The organism is Labrenzia sp. VG12 (genome assembly GCF_002237595.1).
GTDB lineage: Bacteria > Pseudomonadota > Alphaproteobacteria > Rhizobiales > Stappiaceae > Roseibium.
On sequence record NZ_CP022529.1, the window covers coordinates 2,335,817 to 2,361,511 of the forward strand.

The following is a 25,695-nucleotide window of genomic DNA, read 5'->3' on the forward strand; positions in this document are numbered from 1 at the left end:
GGGACATTCGGCCAGTTGCGGCCACCCGGAACTCCCGGGTCCCGGACCTTCGCTGCGCTGCGCCCGGGATGACAAGCAGAGGTGACCATGCCTGACATCGAAACCATCGTCATCGGCGCCGGCGTCATCGGCCTTGCCATCGGCCGCACCCTGGCACAAGCGGACAAGGAAGTGCTCGTGCTGGAGCGCCACGACCTGATCGGGTCGGAAACCAGCGCCCGAAATTCGGAAGTCATTCACGCCGGCATCTATTATCCGACGGGCAGTCTCAAGGCGCGGCTCTGCGTCTCAGGCAAACAACAACTCTATGACTTTTGCGCCGAAAACGGCGTTGAACACGAGCGTCTTGGCAAGCTGATCGTCGCGGCCAACGATGACCAGCTTTCAGAGCTGCAGGCCCTGAAAAAGAAGGCGGCTGACAACGGGGTCACGGATCTCACGTTTCTGGACCGGCGGCAAATGCTGGAGCTGGAACCGGCCCTTGAAGGCGCCGGCGCGTTGCTGTCCCCGTCCACAGGCATCATCGACAGCCATGGCTTCATGCTGGCGCTTGAGGGCGGCCTTGGCGCCGGGGGCGGTCAGGTGGTTCTGAACACAAACGTGACGCAGATCGCGCCGGACCCGGCCGGAGGCTATCGGGTTGATATCTCAACGGAAGATGACGGTGATTATGCGCTCACCTGCCGGGAGCTGATCGTCTCCGCCGGCCACGACGCACCGGGCCTCATGGCAGCTCTGCCTGCCTCAAAGGCGCCGAAGGCCTTCCTCGCCAAGGGCAACTATTTCAAGCTGCAGGGCAAGTCTCCCTTTTCCAGGCTGATCTATCCGGTCCCCGAACCCGGCGGCCTTGGCGTTCACCTGACGCTCGACCTGCAACACCAGGCCCGGTTCGGACCCGACGTCGAATGGGTGACGGAACGGGACTATGCGGTCGATCCGTCCCGCGGCGACACGTTCTACGCCGCCATCCGCAGTTACTGGCCGGATCTTCAAGACGAAGCGCTGATCCCGGACTACAGCGGCATCCGCCCGAAAATCGCTGCCCCCGGCGAACCGGCCGCGGATTTCCGCATCGACGGACCGGAGGCGCACGGGCTTGAAGGACTGGTTGCGCTCTACGGTATGGAGTCCCCCGGCCTGACCGCGTCCCTGTCCATTGCGAACGAGGTCAAAATGAGGTTGGGTACCGCCTGACCTCCTCCGAGTATTCCGCACACGCCCTTTTCTCATTCTTTTTTCAGGATCAAGTCATGGATCTATTGCTCTATGCGGCGCTCGCCGCCTTGTTGATGGGACCGATTGTCATCTGGCAGATACTGCCTCGCTTCTCCTCCTCCACCGAGGAGCTTCGCGACGACAATTTCCAGACAATCTACGCGGGCCAGAACCGTTGGCACGGGTCCAAGGAAGCAAATGACGACATCAAGCAGGCGCTGCTGGAGCTTGGCATCGATCTCAAGGTCCCGCAGCCCATCAGACACACCGCGACCTTTTCCGGAACGGCGCCCACTCCCGACGCCGAAGCACTCCGCACTGCCCTTGAAAAGAACCGCTATCAAGGCTTTGAACTGTCACCGGACGGCACGTCCATGTCCTTCGATGAAACAGCCGAGCTGAGCTCCCTCGTGTTCAACAGGCGGACCCTTGAACTGAACGATTTTCTGCATGAGTTCGGTTGGAGCTACAAAGGCTGGTCACACGCCGAGGTGCCGCCCAGCGCCTGAGCCATCGCGCCCGGAGGACCTCGGCGCTTGCCCACGGTCACAGCCTCCAGAACGCCCTCCCCTTTCCAGGAAACACGGGTTCATTTGTCCTGCCATGCAAACACGTCTGCACGGAATCGAGATTCGGACCGATCTCAAACTGTCCGGAACATTTGTGCCAGTGGCCGAGTTCAACGGGCCTCTCGACGATCCGCACTACATCGACGGTGCCATAAGTCTGATCATTGATGGCGTTGAACTGCTTGGCACCGAGCTTTGGGATCTTGTAGATCAGCTCTGGTGTTACATCGCCAACGGGCTTGTCGAGGCTGCCGGCGGCCGGACTTTCAGCACCTATTTCCCCGACCAGCCCCTGCAGATTTCCTTTACCCCGTTGGGCGACAACGTGAAGATCATCATCGATTGCGACCCTTTCCCCAAATCGGTCCTCGTCAATCTCCAGACGATCCTGAATGCCGTGCTGCGGCATATGGATGACCTGGCCGATGAATTCGGCAAACTCGATGGAGCCACGACATTTGCCCCGGAAAGGCAAGAGCTCAGGTCGGCTCTTGCCTGCCTTCGAAACGGCTGAGCCACAAGAAATCCTCCACCCTGTCGCGCAAATCCGGGTCGGCAGACACAAGATCGCTCTTCAGTGCATCCAGCTCGGATTGCAGCGGATTGAAGACGCCGAGGACAATCTTGCGGCCAGCCAGGACCCACAGCGGCTCCCGGTCTGCCTCCGGATCATGGCGCGTCTGCAGAAGTATCAACCGCACGATATCGATTGCGCTGCAACGCCCCGCGATGTGTCGAAGTTTTCTCGCGTGGAACTCGCCCTTTCCCCGCCGCATCACTTCCGCGAGGACCTTCACGTCCGCTTGCAACCGCGTGCTCTCCAACGCCCTGGATGCCTGCCGGGCACATGCCAGATCGGGATGATGAACGGCAATGTCCAGAAGAGTTTCGATGGCCTGCACGTCTTCCAGTTTTGCCAGGAGGTCCAGCCACACCAGATCCGGTCGCAACGAAAGCCGTTCATACCCCGCAAGGATGATCTGATGATCCCTGGTGTTGCCGTAGCGCGCCAGGATACGCGCCGCCCAGATGGGCGGCTCCGGTTCTGACAGCAGCAAATCGCTGCATTCCGCCACGATTTCTGGCTTGCCGAGCAGTCGAGCCAGACCGAAGCTTGCCTTGTCCGTCAGGCAAGGGTGACGTGAAGACAGAAGGCCTCGAAACGTCTCCTCGCGGTTGAGCCTGCTGTCCGGCGTGTTCACGATGTATTGCAAGGCGACGTCCTGCACCTCGACAGACCTGTCCCTGAGCCCGGTCTCGGCAAGCTCATCCTTGCCTACCGCCAGTTCGATACTGGTTTGCCGGAGACTTTGATAGGCTTTCCAGACAAAGCGACCGTCCAGCAGCGCCTTCAGTGCCACGCGCCTTACTGCCGGATGCCTGGCGCCCAGCGCCAACCCAGGAAGGTGTTCGACGACAAGCGCGCGCTTCAGCGCCTGCTTCAACAATTTCGGCGCACTATTCTGCCGGCCGGACATCAGGTTCGCGCTCAATTCATCAAGACATCCGGTATCTGTCAGGAGGCGATCAAGAACCCTGCGGCTCACCGAGTCGGCCCGGCCAAGCTCGTTGGCAGAAAGCAGCAGTTCCAGGCAGCCGGAGACAGTTGCCCGAACGGATTTCGTGTCTGCTGTCTCCGAGAACAGGCTGCGCTCCACCAGCTCGACCGCCGCCGAGCGGACTTCAGGCACCCAGTCATTCATCCGTCTCAACACGAGCGCAAATTCAAACGCACTATCTATGGACCTGACGTGCCGAAGCGCAATTTCACGCACGAAGCCGGATCTGTGAGTCGACAAGGCAAGCGCAACCTCCGGCCGGGATGCCACCAGCAAATTGGCCTTTGCAGTCTCGCGCTCCTGACTGAAGCGCGGCAGTGGCAGCAGGCGGAGATTGCTCAGGATGCCGGGATCATACTTCCCGACCAGGTCTGCAACGAGATTGCGCAATTGCGTCTCGATCAGCCCGACATGGGCCGGATCATGCTGGGCAAGGCATGCCGACAGGCTCATGGCCGGATTACCGGATAGTGTTTCCCTTTGAGAGCTGTTCGTCCGGGGCTGTCTAGTGCCAATGCAACGTTTCAAGGCTTCGGCAGTATCGGCGGTCAGGCTGGCAAATGTCATTTTGAGTGCACACAACAAGAAAGTCGGATCTGTTTCGAAATCCGGCTGTTATGCACCAGCCTGTGTCGGATTGCACCCCGCCTCATTTCGGGCTAGTGCACCCGACCGCTTTCCGCCTCCAGAATGTCATCCGCATCGAGCCCGGCAATCGGCAGGCGCGTGTCGGTGGGCACGTCGCCGGAAAGCTGAAGGGCCAGGTAACGGCCGCAGCAGACCCGGAGAAAACTGGTGAAATTGCCGAGATCATGGCCGGCATCGATGCTTTCGTGATGCAGCCTGGTGATCAGCTGCACCACGTTCATGTCGTCGCGTGCCGCAATTTCATCGAGCACTTTCCAGAAAAAGGTCTCCAGGCGCACGGAGGTCACCATGCCGTCGATCCGGAGCGACTTGGTCGTGCTTTCCCAAAGCGCCGGATCGGCTTCGATGAAGAGTTTGCACATGCTGGTTTCCTCTGGGCATTTCGCTTGCAATCGTTCCGGCAGCAGCTGGACGGGGGAACGCACACTTTCGCCAGAACGGCAGCCTAGTCCCCTTCCCCCTTGTGGGGAAGGGTCAGGGATGGGGGTATTTGACGACGCCGAACAACTGGCAGAAGCGGCAAAGCCCCCCTGCCCTCCCCACAAGAGGAAGGGGACGTACCAGTGCACGTTCTCCGCCAGGCCCACCACGTCATCCTGAGGAAGCGCGTCAGCGCTGTCTCAGGATGAAGCTCTGAGTATGGCAGGCGCTGCTTGCTACGCCGCCAGCGACCCGGCCGCTGCGCCCTTCAGCAGCGCGTTGAACTGGGAAAGCCACGCCGGATGAGCCGGCCACGCGGGTGCCGTGACAAGATTGCCATCGGTGACAGCCCCATCGATGGCGATGTCGGCATAGGTGGCACCGGCAAGCTCGACTTCCGGGCGGCAGGCCGGATAGGCGGAGACGGTCCGGCCTTCAATCACCTTGGCAGCGGTCAGGATCTGGGCGCCGTGACAGATCGCGGCCACCGGCTTGCCTTCGTCCATGAAATGTTTGACGGCGGCAAGAACACTCGCATCGAGGCGCAGATATTCCGGTGCCCGGCCACCCGGGATCAGCAGCGCATCATAGGCAGCCACGTCGATGTCCGCGAAGCTCGCATTCAGGGTGAAGTTGTGACCGCGCTTTTCCGTATAGGTCTGGTCACCTTCGAAATCGTGGATGCAGGTGGCAACCGTCTCGCCGGCCTTCTTGCCGGGGCAGACCGCATCGACTTCATGGCCCATGGCCAGCAAGGTCTGAAACGGCACCATGGTTTCATAGTCTTCGGTGAAATCCCCTGTGATCATCAGGATCTTCGTCGCACTCATGCTCTGTCCTCCAGCTTGGCAAAAAGCGATGGACAAACGCTAGCAGGCAAAGAAACGAAACGGGTATTAGGCGAGTACTACAGGCGAAAATGTTGCTGAGCGCGTTTGTCACTCACATGCAAACCCATATCTTCGGTGTCACCCCGTGCGAGCGCAGCGAGACCCGGGGCCCACTCATTTCCAGAGAAATGGCGTGTGGCAAGTCCGGCTTCAGAAGCACCTTCAGATTTGGCGCGAGGACCGGCGAGTAGGCCCCAGATCTGCGCTGCGCTTGTCCGGGGTGGCATCCACCGGTCGGCACCGTCCATGCAGTATTGATTTTTGCCGGGGTAAGCAGGTGAGGCCGGGAATTCTTCAGCACGTTGCGGTCAAGCGGCATCGGGTCAAGCCATGACGCATACCTCACATCGCCCGACCCGACGGAGATTGCGTGGCCTGACGGGACAATGCGACCCCGATCCGGATCATCCAGAGGTAGAGCAGCCCCTCAAGCACTCTCTGGAAAAGACCCGCATAACCCTGCGACAGAACCGTGCCGGCCAACAGTCCTGCTCCTGCTAGAACCAGGACACCGGCTGTTCGGTTTGACACTGCACCGCGCCCGTCCCGCCTCAAGCCGGTCGAGATCAGGAAGAGACCGCAGAGCCCCACGGCATAGGCCGACATTCCGGCACTGACATGGATCAGATGCGATCGGGACGGCTCCACCGGCCGGCACTCGAAATCACAAGGGAAAAAAGCCGCGATCAATAGCAGGAGCGCATAGACCGCAAGCAGCAGCAGTCCGGCAAAGGCAACGCCGTTTCCAATGAGGCTTCTTCCAGCCAGTGCCGCAAACAGCAGCACCCAGACCTCGGCCCCGGCAAAGACGAGAAGATTGACCCTGGCACCATGGGGCGTTCCGGTTGCTCCGAGCTCGCTCATGAACTGGCTGAGATGGTCGTAGCCCGGGTAGTAAAGGCTCGCCAGGACAACGCCAGTCGCGAGCCAGAGAAAACTCAGCAGCGGCAACAGGATGAGAGGATTGAGTTTCGCCATCAACGACGCTTAACACGCCGCCAGGCTGCAATCATCCAAATCAACCTCATTACCCGGGGACGAAACTGGTCCTTTCCCGCGAAGGCATACCTGTCGGCGGCGCTGCCCCCTCTCCCCTTGTCATCCCCGCGAAGGCAGGGACCCAGCACGCCATAAGGTGTCGATCCCCCCACCACACGGCCTTCAGGACCCTGGTCTTGCCATCATACCGGCTACCGGGATTGTTGGTTGAGGAGAGCGTTGGTGTGGGGTTGGTCTCCCGGTGCGCAAATCCGGGAGACCAGTGCCACATTGCAATCTCTCCGTTGTCATCCCGGACGGAGCGCAGCGGAGATCCGGGACCAAGTAACCCCTGTGGCGGCTGGAGCTGCGGGCGCTTGCGTCTGCTGGATCCCGGACCTGGCAGTGCCAATCCGGGAGGACAATGGTGGTTCGCACAAAGGCCCCGAAATCAGCCCTCAGTCCCTGTAGTCGGGCTCGGTCCGGTCGAGCTGGCGTTTCCAGTAGTCGAAATGTTCATACCCCATGCCCTTGTAGGGCTCCCACTCCGCGGCGGTCTTGGCGGCAAGATTGTCGGACATCACCGCCAGCGGCTGGCCGCTGGCATAGGCCTTCAGGAGGATTTCCGCTGCCCGCTCAAAGAAATAGAGATGTTCGAAGGCTTCCGGGACGGTTTCGGCCGCAATCGAAACACCGTGATTGCCCATCACGAGCACCGGTTTGTCACCCAGCGTCTCGGCGATGCGGCGCCCCTCCTCCGCCTCGTCGGCCATGCCGCCAAATCCGAGATCGACCGCCACCTTGCCGAAGAAGCGTGCCGTGTTGAGGTCGACCGGTTTCATCGACGGGTCGGCAAGGCAGGCCAGTGCGGTGGCATGGGGCGGATGGACGTGAAACAGGACTCGGGCCTTGGGGTTGGTCCGGTGCACCGTGCCGTGAATGCACCAGGCCGAGGCATCCGGGGCATCTGGCCCGTCCATGACCGTGTCGTCATGGGCGTCGAGCCGGAGGAGATCACTGGCCCGGACTTCGGAAAAATGCCGCCATTTCGGGTTCATCAGAAAGGTGGCGCCATCTTCGGATACGGCGGCCGAAAAGTGGTTGCCGACGGATTCATGCCAGCCCATGCGAACCGCGATCCGGAACGCTGCCGCAAGATCCTCCCGCAGCGCCTCTTCGTTCTGCCGGTCGGCAGCCCCTTTGAAGGCAACGTCTGTCACGACACTCATTTGAACCGCCTTTCCCCGGCAAGAACCCGGTAGGTGGAGCGCAATTCGCCCCGATCGGTATAACAGCCGCGCAGGTGCCGGCTGCCGCTCGTGGCCGAATAGGCAGCGCGGCCATGCACGATGCGGTGATTGTCGAAGACGATACACTCGCCCGCGTTCAGGCGGAAGCGCATCAGGTACTTGTCGTCGCGCATCATCCGGCCGAAGCGGCAAAAGGCCGGGTAGAACCGGTCTAGATCCTTTTGTGGCAGGTCGAAAATGTCCGCGTGATGCTGGCTGATGGTGACGCCGGAGATGTTGCCATGGGCATCCAGTTCGATCACGCGCTGGCGGGCGCGCATGTCGAAGCTGTCATGCTCACAGAAATAGGGCACATCGGTTTCGACCAGGAGCTTGAATTCCTCGGGATAGAGCGCCCGGAAATCCTCGGCAACGGCCAGACCATCGGCGAAGATCGAGTTGCCGCCCGCCACCGTGTTCGCCCGGCAGTGCAGGAACTGGATGCCAGGTGCCAGATCCTCGTCCGGCAGATCCGTGTGCAGCGGCAGCGCCTTGGAAGTGAAGGCGAGGTTGGTCGGCTTGATATGGGTCTTCACCTCGAACACCTTGCCGAAATAGCTCGGCCGCACATGCCCGATCAGACCGGCCGTATCTGTCAGCGCCTCGTCCGTGTCCGGCAGACCGGTCAGCAGCGCCACCCCATCGGTCAGCATGGCTTCGGCCCAGTCGCGAATATGGCTCCTGTCGGCCATCAGGTCGGCATGGGCAAAGCGTGCGATCTCGTCGTAGTGATCGCCATACCAGGCTTTGCGCGGCAGGTTGGCCTTGTCGGGCCGCCTTGAGCCACCGGCATAGGCGGACAGCTGGTCCACGGGCAGACGGCTGACATGACCGGAGCCCTGCCAGTGGATTTCCAGCACCCCACCGGAAATCGCGGCCGAGGCTGCTCTCGGGGCTTCCGCCATGTCAAAGACGTCAAACACCCGTTCCCGGGTCTCCGGATCGAAGGAACTCGGGCAATTGTCGCGCAGCCAGTAGTAGTTGAAATAGGCCGTCTTGCCGTCGCTCATGGGCACATCAAGCCCCTGCTCGCGCAGCAGCACACCCGCGTCGCCCGTCCCCAGCATCGTCCAGTCCTTTACTTAAGAAGACCTCCCGCAAGGGCTCCACAAGCCAGACTGCGAGAAGCGATTGAAATTCATGATCTTGAAAGATAAATGCGCTTGCAAAAGCGATTTGAAAAGACGATAAAATCGAAACTTAACTTAAGCCATGACTTAACTTGAGGCATTACATGGACCGCTTGCCACCCCTTCGGCTGCTGGCAGTTTTTGAAACCGTCCAGCGCGCCGGCAGCGCCAAGGCCGCGGCCGGCGAACTCAATGTCTCGCTGTCGGCGGTCAGCCAGTCCCTGAAACAGCTGGAGGCCCATATCGGCGCGCCGCTGCTTGACCGCAGCACCCGGCCTGCCAGCCTTACAGAGGCTGGAGCGATCCTGTTCCGGGCCGTTGTCGAAAACCGGGAACGGCTGACCGAGGCCCTGGACGATATCAGGGCCCTTGCCGATCCGACGGGCGCAACGGTGACGGTCGCCTGCACCATGGGGTTTGCCACCTATTGGCTCATGCCCAGGCTGGAGGCCTTTTACCTGGAGCATCCGGATGTGGCAGTGAACGTGCTGACGTCAGTGCAGGAAACACCGCGCCTTGCACCCGGCACGGACATTGCCATGCGCTATGGCGACGGCCGCTGGGAGGACGGCGCCGTCGAATTGCTGTTTCACGAGAGGGTCGAACCGGTCTGCGCCCCCTCTTATGTCCGCCGCCTCAAGGAGACCGGTGGCAGCCTCGGCACGGCTTTTCTGATCCATGTGGAGACCGGTGACCGTCGCTGGATTTCCTGGGCCGACTATCTCGCCCGCACCGGCCAGAAGGCAGCCGGCTCCGCCAAGGGCCTCAGGTTTTCCAACTACGTCCAGGCCACCCAGGCGGCCCTCTCCGGTCATGGTGTCATGCTCGGCTGGCGCGCGATCACCGGCGACCATGTCGCCAATCGCCAGCTCATCCCCGCCGGCCTGCCGCCGCTCACTCCGAACAACGCCTATCACGCGGTGCTGTCGCACAGGAGCCGGAACCGGGAGACATCGGAGATGCTGGTGGAGTGGCTGAAAGAGGCAGCCGATAGCGAATAGCTGCGCAAGCCGCACGGCCAAACACACGCAACACCACTACCAGTCGACCATATAAACGTGAGGTTTTGACGTTGAGGCCCCGATCCTGATCCTGTCACCCGGGGCGAGATCTGCCTCGCCAACAGTTCCGAACCCTTGCAACCGCCGTCCGTTCACCGGTGAGGTGTAGTTGAAGGTTACATCGCTGGACACATCGAAGCGAAATCCCTGGCGCTCCAGGTCACACGCAAGTGGCGTTTCGAGAAGGGCGCAATCAATGTCCCTGGTTTCAACCCGGCGCGACTTCAGCGTCCCCTTCGACTTCCTGGCGACACAGGAGCGCTCGACGCTGGTGATCACGGCCGTGACCTCGGCAAAGCCGGAATAGAAGTAGAGATAGGCTATTGCTGCTGCCGCAAGAAACAGCCCGGGGATAATGCGCCATCGGATCGCGAACTCAGCGCTTCTAAACCACTCAAGCCGTTTCTTGTGATCGTACACCGGATGCCCGCCTGACATTTGCCTCGCTTCAACGTGGGCAAACGCCGGGACTTTTCAAGCCCTTTTCCCTTCGGCGTAGAGGCTCTTGCTACGCAATTCCCTGGCGCAAGACCTATCCGGCGTCCCTGGCTGGGCCTTCCGGCTTTTCGGCAAGACGCAGCTTGTGTGCGCCGCCCTTGCGGCTGGCCGTTTCAATCGTATTCGAGATGAATGGGGCCAGCTCCTGCGCCGGCATTGGAACGCCGTAATAGAACCCCTGGAAATGATCGCAGGACAGGCTGTTGAGGGCCTCGACCTGCGCTTCCGTCTCGATGCCCTCGATCGTGACGGTCATGTCGAGGCGGTGACCGAGCGAAATGATGGTGTCCAGCACGTGGCGCGACTTGCTGTCAGTGCCGGTCAGGGAGCTGACGAAGGACCGGTCGACCTTGAGCTTGTTGAACTTGTACTTCCAGAGATAACCAAGGCTGGAATAGCCGGTTCCAAAATCATCCATCGCCAGGGAGACCCCCAGCGTGTTCAGGGCATTGAGCTGGTGGATGATCTTGTCCTCCTGCTCGATGAGCATGTTCTCCGTCACCTCCAGCTCGAGCCTTTCCGGGGCGAGGCCCGACCGTTCCAGACAGGCCTTCACGCACGCGACAAGAGTGCCCTCCTCGAATTGCCGGGCAGACAGGTTGACGGAGACAAACAGGTGGTCCGGCCAGGTGACCGCGGACCGCGTCGCCTGCTCCAGCACCCAGGCGCCAATCGCTGCGATTTCGCCGGCCTCTTCGGCAATCGGGACAAATTCCGCTGGCGGAATGTAGTTGCCGTCGCCATCGGAAAGACGCAGCAGCGCTTCGAAGCCGACCACCTTCAGGGTCGTCTGCTCGATCAGCGGCTGATAGTGAACTTCGAACCGGTTCTGCGGGAAGCCGGCGACGATGCATTCCTCGACAAATTGCCGCCGTGCAATCTTTGCCTCCAGATCCGGCGTGAAACGAACCCAGGTGTTGCGCCCCATCAATTTCGCCTGATAGAGCGCGATATCCGCCTTGTGCATCCGCTCTTTCAGATCGAGCCCGGGAGCCGGGTCAAAATGCACGCCAATGCTCAGATGACCGGTCAATGCAATGCCATCGACACGGACGGGTTCGCTCACCGCTTCTCTCAGATCCTCGATCAGACGCTCGACAGCCGGCATGTCCCGCTTGCCGGAGATGATGATGAACTCGTCTCCACCGAGACGCCCCGCCAGATCATCCGGCGTCAGGCTGCGGGAAATCGCATTCCCGACGTGACGCAGGAACTCGTCCCCCGCCTTGTGGCCGAACGTGTCATTGATGGTCTTGAACTTGTCGAGATCGATGAAGATGACGGCGGCCTTGCCAAGATCCAGGTCGCCGGCTTCGAGCGCGTCCTTCACCTTATGGAAAAAGGTTGCCCGGTTATGCAGCCCTGTTAGCTGGTCGCGAGATGACAGCAGCCGGACTTTCTCGCCGGTTCTGACCTGCTGCCGCATCTTCAGGACATAGGCGACGAAGGGCACGCCGAAACTGGCAAGAACAACAAGCCCAAGCGCCCCGACCAGATAGAGATAGTTCCGTTCGAACAGGGCCGCGACCGGGGTCTGATCCAGATAGACCTCGACCACGCCGATGGGCTGACCTGCTGCCGAGACAATCGGCACATAGGCTTCGACATAGAGATCCGGCCTGTTGTCCTTTTGCCGGCCATCCTGCAAATCGATGACGGGGTTGCCCGTTGTCAGCACAGTCAGGGCGTTACCGTTGTGATCGGTCTTCGCCCCGGCTTCCAGGGGCCTGTCCAGTTCGTCGGAGATCAGAACAACGCGGGCCTCTTCGTCGAAGAGCTTGAAGCGAAAGACATCGGCCACCTGGACCGCCTTATCGATGACAGCGGTTTGCTCAGCACTCGGCACGCCCGAGCGGATCAGGTCCTGCAGCTCCGGAACCGATTTTGCGAGATAGCTTGCCCAGGCGCCCGCCTTGCGCTCCGCATTGGCTTCGATCACGTCATCAACGGCGCGGGCTATTACAAGTTTACCAACGATGAGCATGACCGCAATAAAGGCGAACAACATCGTCAGATTTAGCCAGATACGCGTATTCCCTGACTTTTCGAACATAAGGACACCCGGACCGTTTTGAAGTCCGAATCTCAACACCGGCGAGCTAATATTTCAATAATCTGAATAATTGTCATTTTTTACATAAGTATTATTTCAGACTTCTCATTCCAGCGGCTGATCATGCAGCCATTGCATTACCTTAAACAAAGTAGATACACGCGCCCCCGGAACACGGGATCACCCGTCTTGAACTGGATCTGCGAATTGGCACCCGCTACTTCCGGATGATGACCCGGGCATTGCGGCGTCCCACCTGGCGGACCAGGTTGAACAGGTGCGCTGCGTGTTTTGGATGCAGGCGGATGCAGCCGTGCGAAGCTGGGCGGCCGAGGCGTTTAAGGTCCGTGGTGCCGTGAATGGCATAACCACCGTAGAAGAAGACCGAATAGGGCATCGGGGCCCAGTTGTACTTGCGCGAATGCCAGTCGCGCTCCAGTCGGGTCGGGCGCCAGCTGCCCGTTGGTGTGCGATAGCCCTTGCGTGCCGTCGACACAGCCCATTTGCTACGCAGTCGGCCGTCGACATAAAGATAGAGCCGCTGTTCGGACAGGTCGATCGTTGCCGTCACCCTTTGCGCGGCCTGGCCTGCCACAGTATTGGCAAGCAAGACCCCGATCATCAACGGCGCGACAAGAACATGTTTACAAATCGACATATCAACACCCCCTCAAACCTCTCCAATAACCTCACCTCAAATATTCAAATTTCGGCTTTTCAAATACTTTATCAAGACACCAAATAATATTGAAATGCTCCTTTTCACTCTCGATGACATCTGAAAACCTGGAACTACCCCTAGGAGATTTAGCATTTGCAAAAGAGTCAAATTCTCTCTTGACCCACCGCCCGAGCTTTGCCATAAACCGAACCGTACCGTACGGTTCACCAGAGAAACACCTGCCCCGCAAGCAAGCGACCAGACCAAGATGCCCGCAGCCGCCTTTGACATTGCCACCTCCCGCCCGGACGCCGCGCCCGAGTTTTCGCCGCGCCAGCAGGTGGTGTTGCAACACGCGCTGACGCTCCTGGTCGAAGGTGGGGAAAAGGCTCTAACGACCGCAGGTCTGGCGCGCACCGCCAGCTGCTCCAAGGAAAGCCTTTACAAGTGGTTCGGCGACCGGGACGGGTTGCTGGCCGCCGTTGTCGCCTTCCAGGCCAGCCAGGTCCAGTTTCCGTCCGAGACCGGTGCGACCGCCGATGCCGAGACGTTCCGGGCCCATGTCACCGCCTTTGTCGAAGCCCTGCTCGGCGTCCTCTTTTCCGAAAGTTCGCTGGCGCTGAATCGCCTGTCCATCGGTCAGAGCAACACCAATTCCAACCGTCTCGGCCAGCTTCTGCTGGTGCGCGGTAAACACATGATTTCCACCCGTGCCCGCGCCATGCTCGACAGCGGCCGCCGTCACGGGCTCCTGAAATTCGACGATTCCGAGGATGCCTACCAGGTGCTCTATGGCCTGGCGATCCGGGACGTCCATATCCGCCTTCTTCTCGGTGAGGCCGCCAGCCCGGCCGAGAAGGATCTGAAATCCCAGGCCGAAACGGCCGTCGACCGCTTTTACCGGCTGTTCGGAGCCTGACGCTTCCGGCCGGTGCCACCGGGGAACACCTCAACAAACACGACCGGGAAAAACCCCGGCGCCTGAACAAACGAACTGCAGACGGGAGAAAGGAACCCATGCGCGTTTATTACGATCGTGATGCTGATCTCAACCTGATCAAATCCAAGAAAGTCGCCATCATCGGCTACGGCTCCCAGGGCCGCGCCCATGCCATGAACCTAAAGGACAGCGGCTGCACCGAGATTGCGGTTGCGCTGCGCGCCGGGTCCACCACTGCGCTGAAGGCCGAAGCCGACGGCTTCAAGGTCATGACCGTGGCAGAAGCTGCCGGCTGGGCCGACCTGATGATGATGGCCACCCCGGACGAACTCCAGGCCGACATCTACAAGGACCACATTGCCGGCAACATCCGCGACGGTGCTGCCATCGCCTTTGCCCACGGCCTCAACGTCCATTTCGGCCTGATCGAGCCGAAGGCATCCGTTGATGTTCTCATGGTCGCGCCGAAGGGCCCGGGCCACACCGTGCGCGGCGAATACCAGAAGGGCGGCGGCGTGCCGTGCCTGGTCGCCGTTCACCAGGACGCTTCCGGCAACGCCCTTGACCTTGGTCTCTCCTACGCCTGCGGCGTTGGCGGCGGCCGGTCCGGCATCATCGAAACCACGTTCCAGGAAGAGTGCGAAACCGATCTCTTCGGCGAACAGGCCGTTCTGTGCGGCGGTCTGGTCGAGCTGATCCGCGCCGGGTTCGAAACCCTGGTCGAAGCCGGTTACGCGCCGGAAATGGCCTATTTCGAGTGCCTGCACGAAGTGAAGCTGATCGTGGACCTGATCTACGAAGGCGGCATCGCCAACATGAACTACTCCATCTCCAACACCGCGGAATGGGGTGAATATGTCACCGGTCCGCGCATCGTGACGGCTGAAACCAAGGCTGAAATGAAGCGCGTCCTGACCGACATCCAGACCGGCAAGTTCACCTCCGACTGGATGCAGGAATACCGGGCCGGCGCCGCCAAGTTCAAGGCGACCCGCCGCCTCAACGACCGTCACCAGATCGAGGAAGTCGGCGAAAAGCTGCGCGGCATGATGCCGTGGATCAAGTCCAACGCCCTCGTCGACAAGACCAAGAACTAAGCACGTTCCCATCGACCAAGTGGAAAGGCCGGGCGACAACGCCCGGCCTTTTTGTTTCCTGATGCAGGCCTCAGGGCTCGAGACCGAGCCGCTTCAGCGCGGTGACGGCATGCTGGTTTCCCTTGTCTGCCGCGACCCTGTAGAGCTCCACGGCACGATCATGGTCTCGGGGAACGAGTTCTCCGCCGCGAAGAAGCTCCGCATAGTAGTAGGTGCCGGAATAGTCTCCCTCGACTGCTGCCTCCCGGATCATGCGCAGCCCGGCTTCCTGATCTTTTAAAACGCCATATCCGTGGATCAGCATCCAGCCGACACTGGCAGCACTGCCTGGAAGGTCGATTTCCAGGGCCCTTTGGAAAAGACGATTGGCCTTGTCGTAGTCCTGATCAACGCCTTTACCGTCGCGATGGAGCGTGCCGAGCGCGATCAGGCCCGCGAAATACCGCCCTTCGATCGCTTCCCGGTAGAGGGCAGCTGCTTGGACATAGTCCCTTTCGACACCGAGCCCGTGTTCCCACATCTGCCCAAGTTCATAGGTCGCTACGTCATTTCCCAATGCAGCGGATTTTTCAAAAAATTCCATTGCCTTGGCATAGTCCGCCGCGCCACCAGCCCCCGCAGATAGGTACTTCCAAGGAAAAGATAGGCTGCGTCCGGTTCGGTTTCCGCCGCCTCAAACAAAAGCGCTATGCCTTTTTCGACGTCCTGATCGACACCGTTGCCCTCGATCAAGGCCTGTCCGAGCGTGAGGGCTGCAGTTGCATCCCCCAAATCGGCCTGTTTTTGAAGTTCTCTGGCCGCCAACGCAGCCTTTTCAGCGCCGAATGCTTCAGGGTGGTTGAAATACAGCAGAGCCAGGTTCAGCTGCGTCGCGGCGTTCCCCAGATTGACCACCTTTTGATACCAGCGCTCGGCTGCAAGGAGATCCTGTTCGACCCCGAGCCCCAGGCCATACATCATCGCCAGACTGTGCATGCTGGGGACATGGCCCGCTTCGGCCCCCTTCAGAAAGGACAGATAGGCCGCTTCGTAGGAGTGATTTTTGACACTGCCAGTAAAGTGCAACTGTCCCACGTGATAAAGCGCTTCGAGATCTCCTGATCCGGCCGCCTGCTCGAACCAACGAAGCGCCCGGTCAAGGTCATAGGTCTCCTCGTTTTGCGAGTTGCTGTGATACTCCCCCAGGCGATACGCAGCCTTGGCACTCCCGGCGCCCGCCAGGACCTCCAGTGCATGCTGGCTGTTGGCAACGGTCAAAACCAGTCCCGCCGCAAGAAGGACTGCCGCAATGAAATATGCTATCAGCCGCTGCAACCAACCTGCCTCTTGTCATTCATCCAGCTATGTCCCTTTTACCGGCAACCAGATGCCGGGCGGTGCTCCCGGGCTGGTGATCCAATGTCAGTTCTCCATGATCCTGTATTTCAGAGGCGTGCCACTGCCCAGAGCCTGGTAGTCGATATTCAGTCGCCTCAAGGCCTCAAAGGCCGGATAGATCTCGTAATCGGCAGCCCGTTTATAAAGGACAATTGCACGGTCGAGATCTTGCGGCAGGTGAACACCCTCCTCCAGGACCTTGGCTTGCAGATAAAGAGCGTCCGGCACCTCTTGCGCCGCGGCCTCTTCAATGGCCTTCAGCCCGGTTTCGACATCCTGATCCACTCCCAGGCCCTTCAATGTCATCCAGCCGATCTGGGCTGCGGCCTGAGCAGACCCTCGTCTGCTGGCTTTTCGCAACAGGTCCAGGGCCTTGCCGCGATCCCGGACGACCCCGACACCATCCCGATAGAGTTTGGCCAGCTCGACCATGGACGGAAGATCGCCTTCGTCCGAGTTCGTGCGCAGCAGATCCGCTGCCCTCGCCGGGTCTGCTTCAACACCGATCCCGTACCGAAACAGCCAGGCGGCAAAGAGCCTGCCATTGTGATTGCCGTACCCGGCTGCCACCAGGTAGTGTTCCCTGGCCTTGGTGTAGTCAGGTTTTCCCTCACCGCCATAATAGTGATAGTCGCCAAGCGCCACGTTGCCGACTGCAGAATCCAGCTGCCAGGTCATCTGAAAATAGTGTTTGGCACCAATCGGATCACGCTCAAGGCCCCTGCCCCGCAAGGCGGCGACACCAAGACTGTAATGGGCATAGGCGTCGTTTTGGCGTGCAGCGGCCTGCAGCCACTCGACCCCTTCCTTGAGATCTTCCTCATCCAGAAATGCCGACGAGGTCAGCAAGATGCCCAAAGACGCCTGGGCGTCTGACAGTCCGGCGTCTGCTGCTTTCGTCAACCAGCGGCGCGCCTTGTTCAGATCCCGGGCACCAATCACACCCCAGGCAAAACTGTCCCCGAGCGTATGCATCGAATAAACGTTTCCGGCATCCGCCCCGGTCGTCAGATAGGAATACGCCTTTTGCCAGCTGCCATCTTCAAGGCCGCCGTTGAGGTGGAGCCAGCCAAGCAGGGCATACGCGTCGGCCTCGCCAAATCGAACCGCCTTTTCCGCATAGTGAGCGGCTTGAGGCAGGTCTTGCCACTCTCCACGCCTGGACAAGGCCGTTGCCAGGCTGAAGGCCGCCTTGGCATCACCTGCTTCCGTCATGGATTCAAGCATACCCAATGCTGTTTGCGGGTCGGTGCCCTCAACATCGTTGGAAATCGAGATTTCAGCCAGCCGGCGTGCCGCCAGGTCTGAATGAGACGCCGCCAGCCGGTACCAGAAAGCCGCTTTCTCGTAATGCGGCTGGCTGAAGTAGCCATAGTCAAAATTCTGCGCGAGCTGCAGCTGTGCCGCGAGGATCCCACGATCGGCGGATCTTTCCAGGAGCGGATAAATCTCGCCTTGCACCACTGGCAGACTGTCTCCCCTTTCGATCGGCACTTGCGCCAGTGCAAAGGGCGCCACATCCGGATGGTGTTTCGCCTCAACCACCTTCCTCAGATAGGATTCCGCCTGCTCAAAATCCTGCGGCAGGACGATGCCGTAAAGATGCGCGAGGCCCAGAAACAGGTCTCGCTCTTTCGCCTGGTGCGAATAATATGCAGTTTCTTCGGCCTGACCTTTCATCCAGGAGAAGGCCCCGAGCAAAGAGAGCGGTTTCTCCTTTGCCTGTTCACTGAGTTCATAGATACCGGCAAAATAGTCTGCCCCCGGCACCTCCCCCAGGATCTGCATCCGAGCCCATTTGACCGAGGCGTCCAGATTGCCGTCGTCAGCGGCAATCCGGTAAAGCTCGGACGCCTTGCCGAGATCCCGGTGAAGCGGATCGTCGTAAAGACGTTCTGCCGCCGCAAAGGCAGCTGCGGCATCGCCCAGTTCTCCTGCCCGGATCTGCCATTTCAGCGCCTTGGCCTCGTTCTTTGAAGTGGCGTCACTCGCGGAAAAAATCACCATGAGCCGTCGTGCCGCAAAAAGATTGTCGCCGCTGGCAGCCGCCTCATAGTGGCGCAGAGCGCTTTCCATGTCCTGCGGACCGCCAAGTCCTTCTTCTTCCAGGTAACCGAGATAGGACGATGCGAGCCAGTACCCGCTTTCCGATGCTTCCTGCAGATAGCTGCGCGCGCGCGTCAGATCCTCGTCAAGCCATTCGCCTTCAAAATAGGCCTTCCCCAGGATCATCGCGGCGACGTCAACTTCCGCGCCGTGCGCCTTCTCCAGATAGTCACGCGCCTTGTCGTAGTCACGGCCCGACCAGGCATCGTTGGTATAAAGAACGCCGAGGTCGATAAGGGCGCGCTGATAGCCACCGTCGAGAGCCTTCTGGTAGAGCTCGAATGCGCGACTGAAATCCTGCTCGACCTCATTGCCGTTCTCGTAAAAATCGCCGAGCGAACTCATTGCCTCCGGTTCACCAAGGGCAACGCCCCTTTCATACCATCGGATCGCTTCAACGGCGTCCGCTGCAACACCAACGCCTCTTTCATACATGTCAGCCAGCGCGAGGATCGCCGGCGAATGGTCTTTTTCGGCCGCCTCCCTTAACAGCCTGCGCCCGGCATCCACATCACGCCCGGTCATCTCAGAGCCGTTTACATAGGCCAGACCAAGCTCCGTTTTTGCAAACAGATCGCCTTCGCCAGCCGCTTCTTCGTAAAGGGCCCTGGCCTCTGTCAGGTCCTGCGTGACGCCTTTACCTTCCTGATAGAGCCAGGCCAGATAGGCAAGTGCACGCGGATAGCGCTCCTCTTCCAGAGCCTGCCGGTACTGGTCTGCGGCATTGGCAAAATCCTGATCGACGCCTGCGCCTCGTTCATAGGCAAGACCCAGCGAAATATGAGCCCTGGCGTAGCCCTCTTCGCCGGCTTCCCTGAACAGGGACACCGCTTGCGTGCGGTCTTCTTCAACGCCCAGCCCCCAGTAGTACATCGTGCCGAGATGGTGCTTGCCCATGGCATTGCCCTGCTCGGCAGCCTTCCGGTAAAGCTCGGCGGCCTTCGCCGGCTCCCTTTGCCCAAGCTCACCATGTTCATGCAGCAGCCCAAGAAGAACCCAGGCGTTCGCAGCGCCTTCTTCGCCTGCCTTCCTGTAAAGACGGGCCGCCCGGTCCATATCGATTTCGGTACCGATCCCGTTTTCATGCAGCCAGCCGAGAGCGGCGGTGGCCTCCGGAACGCCGCCCTTGCTGGCCCAGTCGATCCAGAAATAGGCCTGACTGTCCGTTTTGCGGACGCCGTTTCCGTCCATGTAAAGATATCCCAGCCGGAGCCCTGCCCAGCTGTCACCAAAATCCGCACCTTCCTGGTAATAGGAGACGGCCTTCTTGTAGTCCTGAACGCCTGCAAGACCAGTTTCGTAATAGTAGCCGAGCTGCGCCTTGGCATAGGGGTAGCCCAGCGCTTCGGACCGCTGGAAATACGAAAACGCCTTCTGGTAGTCCGGCTTCCAGAGCGCCGAACTCTCATAGGCAAGCCCGAGACGGTAAAGGTCCTCCGGATCCTCCGCAGCCTCACGCGCCAGCAGTTTTTCCAGTTCCCGCGCATCGGGAATGTTTCCAGGAGACTGGCGGGAAAAATGGCCCGGCGCGGAAAGCCCCTGCCTCAGGCTCAGCTCACCACGACCAAGCTCGCGCCCCCCGTCCTTGCCCGAGACGGCATGCGCGGACAGCACCGGGAAAAAGACGAGAAAAGCTGCAAGTCCAATCGATTTCATATTTCACCCAACAAAGCGGGACGACCTTGCCACGACTGACTGACAGCCCGGTTTCCCGCTTGAAACAAACACCATTTGTCACTCAAATTCAGTGGCCTCTTGCAGGTTCCTCATAGCGCGGCCGCGCCTGCGAAACAACTTCCGAAGCGTCAACCTCCACCCTGCCACTTCCACTGGTACGGCCTGTTTTTTTAACGGCTCTTTGACATGCCAGGCCATCGCCCAGGAGACCTCGAAAATCAAACAGGAGCAATTCCTGCAAGGATAAAATTTCCGAGGCATTTGAATGAATTTTTCCACTCAAGTGCCTCAGTTATCGAAAGTTTTTCTGCATACACTAACCGGATCGCAAGACCTTTTGCCGTAACGTCAACAAACGCAAGTCACTCGACCCCAGACCGGAGACCATTTGATGGATGCATCGACGCTCTTCTCGGCCAACGTGCTTTTGCTGTCGATCTTTGCCATCACCTTTCTGGCAATCTCCTTTCAGGTTTCGCCGCGCGCTCACTTTCTGAGCTGGTCCGCCGCCAACGCCCTTCTGGCGCTTGCACTCCTGTGTTTCGCACTGGACGCCCACCTGCCGGACCTGGCGGCCTATCTTCTTCCCAATGCACTCCTGCTGCTTGGTTTCGGATGCCACTGGCATGCCGCTCGCCAGATCGCGCAACTGCCCAGCCGGATCAGCAATGTCGCCGCCCCGGCTTCTGCCTATCTCCTGGTGGCATCCACGGCCTTTCTCCTGTCCGACTACGCCCTTGCCTACATCGCGTCGAATGTGGTCTTCACCCTTCTTGCGGTGCTCACCATCTCAGCTTATGCAACAGCCCCGTTCCGCGGATTGCTGTCACCGGTCGGACTGATCCTGGCGTTCTTCTTCATGGGGGCGGAAGGCGTGTTGCGAACGGTGCACGGCCTGCTTTCCGGCGGCCCCCAGGGCCCGGGAATGCTCAACGACATGACCCTCGACATCCATCTGATGAGTGCCCTGGTGTTCGTTTCGCTTACCGGTGCATTTTCGTTGGCCCTGTCCTTTGAGCTGATTGCCCGCGGGCACAAGGAGGCCGCCCGCCGGGATCCGCTCACGGGCGCCTTCAACCGACGCGAATTTCAGACGCGGCTGGAGGATATCCTTCAAGGTAGTCCAGAAGAGGATTTCGGCCTGATCCATTTCGATCTGGACCATTTCAAGGAAGTCAACGATCGCTATGGTCATCTCGCCGGCGACGAGGCGCTGGTCCGGATCACATCCGCCGTGAAGGCCCAGCTTCGTCAGAACGATTGTTTTGCCAGGCTCGGCGGTGAGGAATTCGCGGTCCTGCTGCCGAGCGTGTCACGCGACAATGCCTACAAGATCGCCAACCGGCTGCGCGAATGCATTTCAGGTCTGCGCTTCGAGTTTGCACCGGAGGACTTCCAACTGACTGCCTCGGCGGGGATCTACCATGGCGACGGCAAGGCCCTTGGCTCAACCGACATTCTGCAGACGGTCGACAAGGGGCTCTACAAGTCGAAAAAAGCCGGCCGCAACCGGGTCTCCTTTGCGGATCCCGCGCCCGAAGCCAGCTGACATTTCTCAGGAATAGGCTTCGATCAGCCGGGTGACTTCCCGGTCACGTGCAGCCTCGCTCTGGCCACCAATCACGACCACGATCAGGCGCTTGCCTCCACGATTTGCGGTCGCGACCAGATTGTAGCCGGACATGCGGATATAGCCGGTCTTCAGACCGTCGACGCCGGAGACCTTGCCGATCAGATTGTTGGTCGCGCGGAAGGAACGGCCATTGTAGGAGAAGGATTTTGCCCGGTAGTAACTGCCATATTGCGGAAACCGGCTTTTCAAGGCCATGCCGAGTTTTGCCATGTCCCGGGCAGACGTCACCTGAGACGTATCAGGCAAGCCGGTTGCGTTGACGAAGCGTGTTTTTGACAGGCCCAGCGCCCGGGCCTTCGACGTCATCTGGCGCGCAAAGGCCGCTTCACTGCCTGCAAGGTTTTCCGCCACGACAAGGGCCACGTCATTGGCCGATTTCACCGCCAGCGCCCGGGCTGCCTGTTCCACCGTGATGGTCGAGCCGGCTTTCAGACCGATCTTGGCAGGAGGCTCTGCGGCAGCCTTGGCCGAGACCTTCAGCGGCGAAGACAGGGCATAACGCCCGGTACTGACGGCCTCGAACAACAAGTAAAGCGTCATCATCTTGGTCAGAGACGCCGGAAAGCGAGGTGCGTCAGCTTCTACGGCATAAAGCTCCTCGCCCGTCGAGGCATTCAGAACAAGCGCCGAAAAGCCGCGTTCAACCGCGGTGGCCGGGGTATAGCTGAGCGTTGGAAGCGATGACGTTTGAACCGCTGGTGTCGCGGTTGCCGGGACCGGGGCCGTGGAGGTGGCCGGTCCCTGGGCCGTCTGACAAGCCGCCAGCAGCGCGGCAAGACCAATGACAAAGGCGCGTTTCAGAACGTTGATGCGACTCATACCAAACCCGTTTCCTGGCCGGCCGACCTCAAGGTTTCAGGCGGTAACCGGTCTTGAAAATCCAGTGCACGACGGCCAGCGAACCGCCGAGAAAGATCATTGTTGCCAGCAGCGACAGCCACAGGCTGACATCCGCCTGTCCATAGAAGCTCCAGCGAAAGCCGGAGATCAGATAGACCACAGGATTGATCAGCGTGACCTTTTGCCAGAACTCCGGCAGCATGTTGATGGAATAGAAGCTGCCGCCCAGAAAGGCCAGTGGTGTCACGATCAACAGCGGCACAAATTGCAGTTTTTCAAAATTGTCGGCCCAGATGCCAATGATGAAGCCGAGCAGCGCAAAGGTGATCGCGGTCAGCATGAAAAAGGTCACCATCCAGAAGGGATGCTGGATCTCGATCGGCACGAAGAAGTTGGCGGTGATCAGGATGATCAGGCCGACCAGGACGGACTTGGTCGCCGCAGCGCCCACATAGGCAACGGTGATTTCCAGGAAGGAAACCGGGGCCGACAGCACCTCGAAGATCGTACCGGTGAAACGCGGAAAATATATGCCGAAGGACGCGTTGGACAGGCTCTGTGTCATCAGGGACAACATGATCAGGCCGGGCACGATAAACGCACCATAGCTGACCCCGTCGACTTCGGAGATGCGCGAGCCGATGGCCGCGCCGAACACCACGAAATAGAGCACCGTCGAAATCACCGGCGAGATGATGCTCTGCATGATGGTGCGCCTGGTGCGCGCCATTTCCGCGATATAGATGGATTTGACCGCTTCGAAATTCATCCGCCCCGTTGCCCTCAGCCCAGTCTCAGTTCCATCCGGGGCAACGTGCGCCCGGGAATTGAGCCGGACGGTGCCCGGCCAGTCGTTTGAAAGCCCAACCGGGCATAAAAAGGCTCGGCGAAAGGATCTCCATCCAGCGCAACCGTCGCCAGCTTCAGGTCCCTTGCCCGCTTGTGAAGCGTATCGAACAGGCGGCGTCCGACCTGGCGGCCCTGCCAGTCCGGATCGACGAAACAGGTTTCAAGCTCCCCCGTCACGCCGTCCTCTTCCACCGAAAGCCGGATACAGCCGACGGGTCTGCCGTCGCTCGCTTCCGCCAGCCAGAAATCATTGTCGAGGATCCAGCTGTCGCGCACGCGCAGCTCTTCTGCGCACATCTCCATGAACGCATCGTCATAGCCGTTGGACTGCTTGGAGCGCATGCACAGATCCGTGAGTGCATCACGATCTTCCAGTCTCGCCCTGCGAATGGAATAGCCGTCCGTCATCAGCCCCTACCCTTGCCTGACCAGGTCCACGAAAATGTCTTCCAGCGACGACTGGTCCGTCTGCAGGTCCTGGAAGCGCACGCCAGACTTGGCAAGATCCGTCAGCAACGCGGTGATACCCGTTCTGTCCGCCTGGCTGTCATAGGTATAGACCAGACTGTGCCCGTCGTCTTCCAGGCGCAGATCATAGTGCGAAAGCGCGTCGGGGATCACGGTGATCGGTTCGTTCAGGCTGAGTGTCAGGAGCTTGCGACCGAGCTTGCGCATCAGTTCCGCCTTGTCCTCCACCAGAATGATTTCACCCTTGTTGATGACGCCGACCCTGTCGGCCATTTCCTCGGCTTCCTCGATGTAATGGGTCGTCAGGATGATGGTGACGCCCTTGGCCTTCAGCTCCTCGACAATGCGCCACATGTCATGTCGCAGCTCCACGTCGACACCGGCGGTCGGCTCGTCCAGAAACAGGATCTGGGGTTCGTGCGCCAGCGCCTTGGCGACCAGCAGCCTGCGTTTCATGCCGCCGGACAGAGCCATGATCGGATTGTCGCGCTTGTCCCAGAGCGTCAGGTCCTTCAGGATCGTTTCAACCAGGTCCCGATTGGGTGGAAGGCCGAACAGGCCGCGACTGAAGGCGACGGTATCGCCGACCATTTCGAAAGGCGCCGTCGGCATTTCCTGCGGCACGAGACCGATCAGCTGGCGCGCGGCCCGATAGTCCTTCAGCGCGTCATGGCCACCGACCGTAATGCTGCCGGACGTTGGCTTCACAAGCCCGCAGATCGTGCTGATCAGGGTTGTCTTGCCGGCACCATTGGGACCGAGAAGCGCAAACACTTCGCCTTTCTCGATGTCCAGGGACACAGATTTGAGTGCCTGAAAGCCACCGTCATAGGTCTTTTCAAGATCACGAACGGACAAAATCGAAGACATGGTTCAAACCGGTTAGAAAAAGGATTTTGACCGATTGGCCAAACAGGCGGGCACACTCGCATGTGGGCGGTTCAGTCGCAAGATGCAAGACAGGTCGCTGCAGTCTCCCACACCAAAATCCGCCTGTTTTCAGGTACCGCCGACACGCAGCTAGTAAAGGCTGCGCTTGTAACTTTCTTCCAGCGCCGCCTCGAGCTTCTTCATCTCGTCCGCGTCGCCCGGTTGCCCGGTCGACTGCTCATGGATGATCTCAATCAGGGACGGCATCTCCTCCCTGTTCTGGAACTGGTCCGGATCCCATAGGCGGGAGCGACGGAACGCCTTGGCGCAATGCATGAACACCGTTTCCACCTCGACCACGATGGCAAGTGCCGGATTGCGCCCGTTGACGCCAAGGCTCTCCAGGAGCCACGGATCCGTCACCAGTCTGGCCCTGCCATTGACCCGCAACGTGTCGTCAAATCCGGGAATGAGAAACAGAAGACCGACAGACGGGTTGTCGAGAATGTTGCTCAGACTGTCGAGCCGGTTGTTGCCGGGCCGGTCCGGGATTGCCAACGTGTCCCGGTCGAGCACCTTTACGAAACCTGGCTTGTCGCCGCGCGGGCTGACGTCGGCCTTGCCTGACCGGTTTTGCGTGCCAAGACACACGAATGGCGAACGGCTGATAAACGCCCGCGCATGTTTGTCGATCGATGCCTGGCACTTTTTGATCGCAAGGTCATGTGTTGCAGGATAAAGACCTCGAAGAGCGGCTTCATCCTGAATGACACAGTCCGGGTCGAGCTTTGAACCCACCATGGCGTCCCCCTTCTTTGATCCAGCGGCGGATTGTAAATCTCTTGCAGCGCGTTTCTGCCGGTCCTG

At 59.9% G+C, this 25,695-nt stretch carries 23 protein-coding genes and 1 pseudogene; 7 read left to right on the forward strand and 17 right to left on the reverse strand.

From position 1 onward, the window contains the following. Nucleotides 1–87 precede the first annotated feature (87 nt). The 3 genes from CHH27_RS10940 to CHH27_RS10950 all read left to right on the forward strand — a co-directional run bounded on the left by CHH27_RS10940 (nt 88) and on the right by CHH27_RS10950 (nt 2,298). Nucleotides 88–1,194 (forward strand): NAD(P)/FAD-dependent oxidoreductase, encoded by a 1,107-nt coding sequence (locus CHH27_RS10940; RefSeq protein WP_094071617.1) that lies wholly within the window; start codon nt 88–90, stop codon nt 1,192–1,194. A gap of 56 nt (nt 1,195–1,250) precedes the next feature. Next, entirely contained in the window at nt 1,251–1,724 is a 474-nt protein-coding gene (locus tag CHH27_RS10945) for a ribonuclease E inhibitor RraB (RefSeq protein WP_094071618.1), read from the forward strand. A gap of 160 nt (nt 1,725–1,884) precedes the next feature. Beyond that, complete coding sequence (locus CHH27_RS10950; protein ID WP_157738863.1) at nt 1,885–2,298, forward strand: hypothetical protein; 414 nt, start codon at nt 1,885–1,887, stop codon at nt 2,296–2,298. Here the strand turns inward: CHH27_RS10950 and CHH27_RS10955 are convergent. The 6 genes from CHH27_RS10955 to CHH27_RS10980 form a co-directional block, all read right to left on the reverse strand. Further along, entirely contained in the window at nt 2,264–3,910 is a 1,647-nt protein-coding gene (locus CHH27_RS10955; RefSeq protein ID WP_157738864.1) for a hypothetical protein, read from the reverse strand. The genes CHH27_RS10950 and CHH27_RS10955 overlap by 35 nt on opposite strands. Before the next feature lie 92 nt (nt 3,911–4,002). Beyond that, nucleotides 4,003–4,353 carry a ribbon-helix-helix domain-containing protein gene (locus CHH27_RS10960; protein ID WP_094071621.1) on the reverse strand — a complete coding sequence of 117 codons (351 nt, stop codon included), beginning with the start codon at nt 4,351–4,353 and terminating at the stop codon, nt 4,003–4,005. A gap of 294 nt (nt 4,354–4,647) precedes the next feature. Next, complete coding sequence (locus CHH27_RS10965) at nt 4,648–5,241, reverse strand: DJ-1/PfpI family protein (protein ID WP_198338394.1); 594 nt, start codon at nt 5,239–5,241, stop codon at nt 4,648–4,650. Between the two features lie 402 nt (nt 5,242–5,643). Continuing rightward, complete coding sequence (locus CHH27_RS10970) at nt 5,644–6,279, reverse strand: DUF998 domain-containing protein (RefSeq protein WP_094071622.1); 636 nt, start codon at nt 6,277–6,279, stop codon at nt 5,644–5,646. A 458-nt stretch (nt 6,280–6,737) separates the two neighbouring features. Next, nucleotides 6,738–7,508 (reverse strand): class II aldolase/adducin family protein, encoded by a 771-nt coding sequence (locus tag CHH27_RS10975; protein WP_094071623.1) that lies wholly within the window; start codon nt 7,506–7,508, stop codon nt 6,738–6,740. Continuing rightward, nucleotides 7,505–8,635 (reverse strand): TauD/TfdA family dioxygenase, encoded by a 1,131-nt coding sequence (locus tag CHH27_RS10980; protein WP_094071624.1) that lies wholly within the window; start codon nt 8,633–8,635, stop codon nt 7,505–7,507. Before CHH27_RS10980 ends, CHH27_RS10975 begins: the two co-directional genes overlap by 4 nt. Before the next feature lie 167 nt (nt 8,636–8,802). Between CHH27_RS10980 and CHH27_RS10985 the strand changes: the two genes are divergently transcribed. Next, the gene (locus tag CHH27_RS10985; RefSeq protein ID WP_094071625.1) at nt 8,803–9,699 is read left to right on the forward strand and encodes a LysR substrate-binding domain-containing protein; all 897 of its coding nucleotides are present in this window, start codon (nt 8,803–8,805) and stop codon (nt 9,697–9,699) included. A gap of 36 nt (nt 9,700–9,735) precedes the next feature. Here the strand turns inward: CHH27_RS10985 and CHH27_RS10990 are convergent, their stop codons facing one another. From CHH27_RS10990 to CHH27_RS11000, 3 genes are all read right to left on the reverse strand, one after another. After that, nucleotides 9,736–10,179 (reverse strand): hypothetical protein, encoded by a 444-nt coding sequence (locus tag CHH27_RS10990; protein WP_157738865.1) that lies wholly within the window; start codon nt 10,177–10,179, stop codon nt 9,736–9,738. Between the two features lie 112 nt (nt 10,180–10,291). Next, nucleotides 10,292–12,265: a bifunctional diguanylate cyclase/phosphodiesterase gene (locus tag CHH27_RS10995; RefSeq protein ID WP_198338395.1), complete on the reverse strand. Its 1,974-nt coding sequence runs from the start codon at nt 12,263–12,265 to the stop codon at nt 10,292–10,294. A gap of 262 nt (nt 12,266–12,527) precedes the next feature. Beyond that, the gene (locus CHH27_RS11000) at nt 12,528–12,968 is read right to left on the reverse strand and encodes a L,D-transpeptidase (RefSeq protein WP_094071628.1); all 441 of its coding nucleotides are present in this window, start codon (nt 12,966–12,968) and stop codon (nt 12,528–12,530) included. A 271-nt stretch (nt 12,969–13,239) separates the two neighbouring features. Here CHH27_RS11000 and CHH27_RS11005 point away from each other — a divergent pair, with 271 nt between their 5' ends. Then, nucleotides 13,240–13,890: a TetR/AcrR family transcriptional regulator gene (locus tag CHH27_RS11005; RefSeq protein ID WP_094071629.1), complete on the forward strand. Its 651-nt coding sequence runs from the start codon at nt 13,240–13,242 to the stop codon at nt 13,888–13,890. A gap of 98 nt (nt 13,891–13,988) precedes the next feature. Continuing rightward, entirely contained in the window at nt 13,989–15,008 is a 1,020-nt protein-coding gene (ilvC, locus tag CHH27_RS11010; RefSeq protein WP_094071630.1) for a ketol-acid reductoisomerase, read from the forward strand. Nucleotides 15,009–15,078: 70 nt separating this feature from the next. Here ilvC and CHH27_RS11015 read toward each other — a convergent pair whose 3' ends face one another. From CHH27_RS11015 to CHH27_RS11025, 3 genes and pseudogenes are all read right to left on the reverse strand, one after another. Then, complete coding sequence (locus tag CHH27_RS11015) at nt 15,079–15,564, reverse strand: tetratricopeptide repeat protein (protein ID WP_198338396.1); 486 nt, start codon at nt 15,562–15,564, stop codon at nt 15,079–15,081. Nucleotides 15,565–15,899: 335 nt separating this feature from the next. Then, nucleotides 15,900–16,322: pseudogene (locus CHH27_RS28635) on the reverse strand (tetratricopeptide repeat protein); the annotation flags it as partial. Between the two features lie 87 nt (nt 16,323–16,409). After that, nucleotides 16,410–20,147: a tetratricopeptide repeat protein gene (locus tag CHH27_RS11025; RefSeq protein ID WP_094071633.1), complete on the reverse strand. Its 3,738-nt coding sequence runs from the start codon at nt 20,145–20,147 to the stop codon at nt 16,410–16,412. A 412-nt stretch (nt 20,148–20,559) separates the two neighbouring features. On the opposite strand from CHH27_RS11025, the gene CHH27_RS11030 reads away from it, so the two are divergent. Next, complete coding sequence (locus CHH27_RS11030; RefSeq protein WP_094071634.1) at nt 20,560–21,717, forward strand: GGDEF domain-containing protein; 1,158 nt, start codon at nt 20,560–20,562, stop codon at nt 21,715–21,717. Nucleotides 21,718–21,723: 6 nt separating this feature from the next. On the opposite strand, the gene CHH27_RS11035 is transcribed toward CHH27_RS11030, so the two are convergent. From CHH27_RS11035 to CHH27_RS11055, 5 genes are all read right to left on the reverse strand, one after another. Further along, a complete protein-coding gene (locus tag CHH27_RS11035) occupies nt 21,724–22,620 on the reverse strand; it encodes a D-alanyl-D-alanine carboxypeptidase family protein (RefSeq protein ID WP_094071635.1) in 897 nt (298 codons plus the stop codon). Between the two features lie 28 nt (nt 22,621–22,648). Continuing rightward, nucleotides 22,649–23,410 (reverse strand): ABC transporter permease, encoded by a 762-nt coding sequence (locus CHH27_RS11040; protein WP_094071636.1) that lies wholly within the window; start codon nt 23,408–23,410, stop codon nt 22,649–22,651. A 14-nt stretch (nt 23,411–23,424) separates the two neighbouring features. Further along, on the reverse strand, nt 23,425–23,898 hold the full coding sequence (locus CHH27_RS11045) for a GNAT family N-acetyltransferase (protein ID WP_094071637.1): 474 nt from the start codon (nt 23,896–23,898) through the stop codon (nt 23,425–23,427). A gap of 6 nt (nt 23,899–23,904) precedes the next feature. Further along, nucleotides 23,905–24,828, reverse strand: a complete 924-nt coding sequence (locus CHH27_RS11050) for an ABC transporter ATP-binding protein (protein ID WP_094071638.1) — start codon at nt 24,826–24,828, stop codon at nt 23,905–23,907. Nucleotides 24,829–24,978: 150 nt separating this feature from the next. Next, nucleotides 24,979–25,629, reverse strand: coding sequence for a pyridoxamine 5'-phosphate oxidase family protein (locus CHH27_RS11055; RefSeq protein WP_094071639.1), 651 nt, complete (start codon nt 25,627–25,629; stop codon nt 24,979–24,981). Nucleotides 25,630–25,695 lie beyond the last annotated feature (66 nt).

What these genes read in the sequence shown, in the direction of transcription:
- CHH27_RS10940 (WP_094071617.1), top strand. Translation starts at nt 88, where the DNA reads ATGCCTGACATCGAAACCATCGTCATCGGCGCCGGCGTCATCGGCCTT.
- CHH27_RS10945 (WP_094071618.1), top strand. Translation starts at nt 1,251, where the DNA reads ATGGATCTATTGCTCTATGCGGCGCTCGCCGCCTTGTTGATGGGACCG.
- CHH27_RS10955 (WP_157738864.1), bottom strand. Translation starts at nt 3,910, where the DNA reads ATGACATTTGCCAGCCTGACCGCCGATACTGCCGAAGCCTTGAAACGT.
- CHH27_RS10960 (WP_094071621.1), bottom strand. Translation starts at nt 4,353, where the DNA reads ATGTGCAAACTCTTCATCGAAGCCGATCCGGCGCTTTGGGAAAGCACG.
- CHH27_RS10965 (WP_198338394.1), bottom strand. Translation starts at nt 5,241, where the DNA reads ATGAGTGCGACGAAGATCCTGATGATCACAGGGGATTTCACCGAAGAC.
- CHH27_RS10970 (WP_094071622.1), bottom strand. Translation starts at nt 6,279, where the DNA reads ATGGCGAAACTCAATCCTCTCATCCTGTTGCCGCTGCTGAGTTTTCTC.
- CHH27_RS10975 (WP_094071623.1), bottom strand. Translation starts at nt 7,508, where the DNA reads ATGAGTGTCGTGACAGACGTTGCCTTCAAAGGGGCTGCCGACCGGCAG.
- CHH27_RS10980 (WP_094071624.1), bottom strand. Translation starts at nt 8,635, where the DNA reads ATGCTGGGGACGGGCGACGCGGGTGTGCTGCTGCGCGAGCAGGGGCTT.
- CHH27_RS10985 (WP_094071625.1), top strand. Translation starts at nt 8,803, where the DNA reads ATGGACCGCTTGCCACCCCTTCGGCTGCTGGCAGTTTTTGAAACCGTC.
- CHH27_RS10995 (WP_198338395.1), bottom strand. Translation starts at nt 12,265, where the DNA reads ATGTTGTTCGCCTTTATTGCGGTCATGCTCATCGTTGGTAAACTTGTA.
- CHH27_RS11000 (WP_094071628.1), bottom strand. Translation starts at nt 12,968, where the DNA reads ATGTCGATTTGTAAACATGTTCTTGTCGCGCCGTTGATGATCGGGGTC.
- CHH27_RS11005 (WP_094071629.1), top strand. Translation starts at nt 13,240, where the DNA reads ATGCCCGCAGCCGCCTTTGACATTGCCACCTCCCGCCCGGACGCCGCG.
- ilvC (WP_094071630.1), top strand. Translation starts at nt 13,989, where the DNA reads ATGCGCGTTTATTACGATCGTGATGCTGATCTCAACCTGATCAAATCC.
- CHH27_RS11025 (WP_094071633.1), bottom strand. Translation starts at nt 20,147, where the DNA reads ATGAAATCGATTGGACTTGCAGCTTTTCTCGTCTTTTTCCCGGTGCTG.
- CHH27_RS11030 (WP_094071634.1), top strand. Translation starts at nt 20,560, where the DNA reads ATGGATGCATCGACGCTCTTCTCGGCCAACGTGCTTTTGCTGTCGATC.
- CHH27_RS11035 (WP_094071635.1), bottom strand. Translation starts at nt 22,620, where the DNA reads ATGAGTCGCATCAACGTTCTGAAACGCGCCTTTGTCATTGGTCTTGCC.
- CHH27_RS11040 (WP_094071636.1), bottom strand. Translation starts at nt 23,410, where the DNA reads ATGAATTTCGAAGCGGTCAAATCCATCTATATCGCGGAAATGGCGCGC.
- CHH27_RS11045 (WP_094071637.1), bottom strand. Translation starts at nt 23,898, where the DNA reads ATGACGGACGGCTATTCCATTCGCAGGGCGAGACTGGAAGATCGTGAT.
- CHH27_RS11050 (WP_094071638.1), bottom strand. Translation starts at nt 24,828, where the DNA reads ATGTCTTCGATTTTGTCCGTTCGTGATCTTGAAAAGACCTATGACGGT.
- CHH27_RS11055 (WP_094071639.1), bottom strand. Translation starts at nt 25,629, where the DNA reads ATGGTGGGTTCAAAGCTCGACCCGGACTGTGTCATTCAGGATGAAGCC.